Source organism: Stieleria sp., assembly GCF_041595215.1.
In the GTDB taxonomy this organism is placed as follows: domain Bacteria; phylum Planctomycetota; class Planctomycetia; order Pirellulales; family Pirellulaceae; genus Stieleria; species Stieleria magnilauensis.
This window is the reverse complement of the sequence record NZ_JBFHKV010000533.1, coordinates 1-5,639: the sequence shown is the minus strand read 5'-3', so window position 1 is coordinate 5,639 and position 5,639 is coordinate 1. Positions and strand designations below refer to the sequence as shown.

The window sequence follows — 5,639 nt, the reverse complement described above, 5'->3', positions numbered from 1 at the left end:
TCCGGCGGCACGGGGCCGGTGGCTTGCTGAATCACGCCGCTCAAGACGGCTTCTTGAATCCTCCGCTGCAGCACTTCATCGATCGCCCGCAACCCATCGACGAGGGTGGTCGGCGCGGTTGCAAATTCGGGTAGCGCGTCGATGGCCCTGGCCAGTTCCGCGTCGTTGGCGGCCAGCGGAGCCAGCGATTGGGCAAAGCGGCTCGTTTCCGCCGCGGCGATCGCTTGCTGTGCCTTGGTGTTCGCTCGCCGCAATTCTTTTAACAAGCTCGCGGCACGTTGTTCCGCTTGCTTGAGCGTTTCGAGCTGTGCCGGCCCCATCGCTTGCTGGACACGATCGAGCCCCGCCGCCAGACGCTGCAACGACTCCGATGCCCGCAGGCCGTGGGAGGATGCAGCATCGAGTTGACGGCGTCCGGCCGCATCGGCCGCCGATTTCATCGTCGAAGCGGAACGCTGTGGCGGATTCTCGGCGAGCGTTTTGGCAAGCGTGTCCTGGACGTGCCACTCCTGATCGGTCGATTCGGCCAGCAACTGATCGGTCAAATCCGCGAGTTGTTCGGCGCGATCTGCCAATTTGTGTTGCTCCGCTTCGGCTGCCGAGGGAGTGCCGCTTGGGGACTGTCCGTCGGCCAACGATTCAGTCCATTGTTTTTGGTCATCGGCGAGCCGTTCCGCATCGCGTTTCGCCGCGGCAAGTTTTTCATCAAAATTGGGCCCGTGTCGCTGGGCCAAATGATCAGAAAGCTGTCTCAATTGCTCGGCGGCCGTTGCGGCTTGTTTGATCGCGTCGTCGTAGTTTTGTTCGTTCAGCTTTTCATCGGACAGGGACTCGGCGCTGGATTGAATCGATGCGGCGGCCTGGCCGACACGTTGCGGTGCAAGCTGGCCGAATCGGCCCGAGGAGAGCTGTTGCTGGATTTCGCGTGCCTTGGCGTGGTCCCGCTGTTGTTGCTTGGCGAGTTCGTCCGCTGAAGGCGGTGATTCGTTCGAGTTCGCTGATGGGGCTGATTGGCCCGACGAGGCGGCTTGTTTGCATGCCCCAGCCGATTGGCAAAAGCTTTCTTGATTCTTGGCCAATTGTTCCAGTTGTTTGCGCACGTCGGCAAGCTGTTGTTCCTGTTTTTCCTTGCGATCCTGTGGCGGCTTGCGCACCTTGTCCTTGAGGTTTTGATCGACCTGGCGAACCATTTGGGATTGCGAACTCCCTTGTTTCAAAATGTTGCGGAGATTCCGTCGCGCCGCGATCAGGTTGGCCAACGCCTTTTCTTCGGCGTTCAGTCCGGACTCGAATGCCTCCGATTGCAGATCTTCGACCGCATCGGTCATCCAGTCGATCGCGGTGGTCAGCGTGGGCATCGGGCCAAGCTTCTGCTCCAATGCGGCGGTCAACGTCTCGGTCTGCTCCAACAATGCAGCCTGTTGCGACGACAACTGTTCGGCGACACGACGCGAGTCAGCTGGCGGGCGATCCGCCGTCTGCGTCACGACAAAGGTTTGTCCCAGGGTTTGACGCTGTTGCTTGATCAGCTTTTCCAGCGTCAAGCACTCGCCCTGACAATTGCACTGACTCTCGCTGAATTCGTAATCGCGTGAAAACGGTCGGATATCAATGAAACGCAACTCGCTGGTGGTACGTTGCGGTTGCGGCATGCGGTTGTCAACCGCGACGGCGTAATAGGTGATCGCCTGGGGGTAAGAAACATTCAGATCCTCCAGTGGCAACGTGACGCTGTGGGCCATTGCGGCAGCCGACTCGTCGACGGAACTCTTCCAGAGCGTTTGTTCGCGACCATCGTCCACGCGGTAACGAAGCTCAACGGTTCCGACGGAGTAGTCGTCGAACGCTTCGAGGGTGAATCGTAATTCGCTCGTCGCAATCGCTTCGGCATCCGGTTCCGGACTGAGAAACTTGAGCACCGGGGCGCGGTCGCGGAGCACGTTCAGGTGCATCGATGCATCGTCGGAAACGCCATCGGTCGATCGGGCGTGGATAGCGACATCGATCGGAACCGCAGCGGCGTCGATCGCGAATTTGGCGGTCGAATGGTCGAGGGAAGCGACAGGGGCGGACGCGTCGGTCGGGGTCACGTCAACCTGGACGGACGCGGGCGGTCGGTTGTAGCGGGCACTCAACTCAACGCGGGAGCCTTCTGGGATCCGCAGCCCATCGGCCGGCCCCTCCTCGACCGGCAACCCCGTGTACGCCGGCGGCGCGACCGAAGCGTTCCATTGTTCCACCGCCAGCGGAAGCCGGACCGCGATTTTCTGGATCTCTGATTCCAGCGGCCGCGCCAAAACCTGCAGTTCCAAATCGTCTTGGCAATCCGGCACCACCGCGGTCAATTCACCGAGCAAAAGCGATTCAGTTTCCGACGTCACCGGGACTTCGTTCCACTGACCGGCAGCGTCGGTTCGATATCGAATGACGGCGGATTCGATCGGGCGTCCGGCGACGTGAAGCCGCACCACCAAATCGTCTCCCCGGTCCACATATTCCGGCAACGTTTCAAGTTCAACGTCGGAGTAGTGCAGTGGCAGAAACAGCAGGCGTCCGCTGGCGACGCGCCACGAGGGAGAAATCACAAACAGCGTTAGCCACAAGCATCCCGCGATCAGACAAAATCCGGCCAGCGCTCCGATCGGCCATGAGTTTCCCAGTGGCGCCAGCGGACGACGAAGGACCTGTTCCTGCGTCTGCGTTTCGAGCGCGCCGAGCAACTCGGGATCAGCGGCCGAGACCGAGTCGGGATGATGTTGGTAGTCGTGGCTGGTGCGGAGGCGTTGCCCCAATTCCGGACAAGCGTTCTCGGTCTGGCAAACCGCATCGATCGCATCAAAGCTCAGCCAGCCCCGAAGCACGACGCACACGGTTGCGATCGCTACAAGGATGCAGCCCCAGAGCAGCAATCGCAGCGACGGGGCGAGTTCCAGGTAAAAGTCCGTCGTTGCGGTCAGGCCGATCAAGACCGCCAGAGACGACATCAACGCCAACACGCCGATGACGAATCGTCGTTGCCGTTCTTGGTTCTTTAGACGATCCAGCTGCTGATGGTGCGCCCCCGGCATCGGAACCGCGACCGGTCGACTGGGAGAGCGGGGGGCGGGTTCGGCAATGCTCATGATCGATCAAACTCGAAAAAGGACGCGATTCTCGGCCCGGCCATCAACAATGGCGTTGGCCCATTTCATCACTCATGCACTCGACTTGCAAGGATTAATTCTGAACTCAAGACACCGATCAGCATCCAAACCACCCAAGGCCACTTTTCATCGGCCCGGGCAACCCCTTCGGGCGTGTACTGTTGGCGGCGATCCGTTTCGGCGGTCACGACTGAATGCTCCGGCAATCCGAGCGTTTCACGGAAGGCTTCGACGGCGAAACGATTGATCTGAGATTCAGCGGGATCGACGTGACGGACGACCACCGCATCGCCATCGATCTGTATTCCCGGAACCTGATCGGGGTGATCGATGTTTTTCGTTTGCACCGATTGCCGCAGTTCCAATTGGCCGGTCAGCCATGCGGCCAACTGGCGAATCAGCGGGACGAACAAACGGTTTTGCGGCCAGTCATTCCAACTCCTGTCGGCCGACGTTGCGACAAACACGAATCGTCCGGCACCGGTCGGGTGGCTGATCACCAACGGCCAACGGCGGCTTCGAATCAGGACATCCGCATCGGGATCGGCAGATTGAATCGGCAACACGCGTCTGGCCGTCAACCGTCGCAGATCGCCATGCTGGGGATCGGCAAAGGGCCGAAGTGCAGGATGATCGACGTCAAATTCCTGCACGCGTGCGACGGTGTCGGTGACACGGCCAAACGTCGTCTTGCCCAGCAAGCCGGCAGCCGTCAACCGCTCGTGCACCGCGTCGGTGGAACGGTCGCCGGGAAACCACAGCACATTGCCGCCACCTTGAACGAAGGCGTTTAATCGTCCGGCATCTCGGTCGGTAAAGCGACTGACGTTGGCGATGACAATCAATCGAAAACCGGCCAGGTCAGGAAAACCCGACCCACGATCCCAAACCAAACGTTCCACTTCAAACGTCCTGGCTGGTCCGTCCCCCACCGGTGTTCGCAGTCGCAGTGCGGTTTCGATGAAATAGGTTTCGTTTTCCCAAGCCTTGCTCCCCGCGTCTCCGTCAACCAGCAGCAGGCGGTCGGGATGCCGAGCTTCCAACGCGACCGCACGCTGGTTGTCCCAGGCCAACGGGTCGTCGAAATCCACCGATACCGAGCCGCGATACAGGCCCGCTGTTTCGATCGGCAACTCCAACCGCAAGGAATTCCGTTGCCCCGCGGCCAAAGAAACGGCTCGTTCGATGACGATCGGGCTGCGCGGGCCGCTCAGTTCCATCCGCAACGGCGCACCGATCACCGGGAACGCGCCGTGGTTGACCAATTGGATCTCCACCGCAACGGGCACACCGGGACGCAGTTCGACTTGGGTTGCGAGGGCCGATTCGATGGCCAGGTTCTGCGCGATGGCCGGGGCGGGGTTTTCGATTCGCACCGACACCTCTGCGGGAAACGCGGACAGGTTGGCCGGCGAAGGTCCCAGTTGCTGCAGGTCGCTGAGCACCATCAGACTGCGATCGGCGCGCGTCGACGCCGCCAGCAGATCGGCCGCCCAATCAAACGCTTCGTCGTAACGCGTCGCCATGGAGGATGTCGTGGCCGCGTCGAGTTCGTTTAGGGAGAGAGGTTGAACCCCGGCGGCATCGAACAGTCCAAGATGAACGCGAGTTTCCGACCCCAGGGTGGCAAGGTAGGCTTTCGCCCGCTGGATCGCGTTTTGAATTGCCGCGGCGCCGTTTGCTTGCCGTGCACTCATGCTCGCCGAACGATCGATCAGAATCACGACCTCGCGCGTGCTTCCATCGGCGGGCGTTTCAGGAAAAAACGGTCGTGCAAACAGCAATCCCAGCAACAACACCGCCAGCGCCCGCAACGCCAGCAGGATCCAACGTTGAATCCGTTGTCGATTCTTCGTTCGTCGGACGACTTGTTTGACGAACCGTATCGATCCGATCTCCATCGACGTCGCTTTCTGACGCAGCAACAAATGGATCCACAACGGCAACGTCATTGCCGCGGCGCCGGCCGCCAGGAATCCGAGGTGCATCAAGTTCATGGAATGGGAAGATCAAGCGGGAAGGGCGTCAAAACAGTTCGCTGCGACGTTGGAAATACTCACGCAACGCGATCGGCAGCGGCGTTTCTGAATCGATCGCCAGGTAATCGATTTCGTGCATTTGACACAGCGTCTTCAATTCGGTCTGCCACTCGTTGACGGCGCTGACGAACTCGTCGCGAATCGCTTCGGCTTGCGTCACAATTTCTTCGCCGGTTTCCAGATCGCGAAATCGCACCGGCCCAGAGACGGGCATTGCGGTTTCCAACGGCGTCAGAACATGGAACACGATCATTTCGTGTCCATAGTGCCGAAAATGGGCGAAGGCGTCGGCAAGTTCCTCCGGCTGAAAATAGAAATCGCTGATCAACACCTTCAATCCGCGCCGCGGCGAAAGCTCGGCCACCTCGTGCAAGACACGCGCGGTTTCACACGCCGGGTGATCTTGAGGCCGAGCGAGTGCATGTAACACCTCCAGCTGGTGATCCGCCGTGGAACG

At 60.3% G+C, this 5,639-nt stretch carries 2 protein-coding genes and 1 pseudogene; all 3 read right to left on the bottom strand.

Features of this window, described 5'->3' with window-relative positions:
- Positions 1–3,122: hypothetical protein (locus ABX749_RS19475; protein ID WP_372897434.1), on the bottom strand; the 3,122-nt coding region annotated here is incomplete at its 3' end.
- Between the two features lie 68 nt (positions 3,123–3,190).
- Complete coding sequence (locus ABX749_RS19470) at positions 3,191–5,140, bottom strand: BatA domain-containing protein (protein ID WP_372897433.1); 1,950 nt, start codon at positions 5,138–5,140, stop codon at positions 3,191–3,193.
- Positions 5,141–5,168: 28 nt separating this feature from the next.
- A pseudogene (locus tag ABX749_RS19465) lies at positions 5,169–5,639 on the bottom strand (hypothetical protein); the annotation flags it as partial.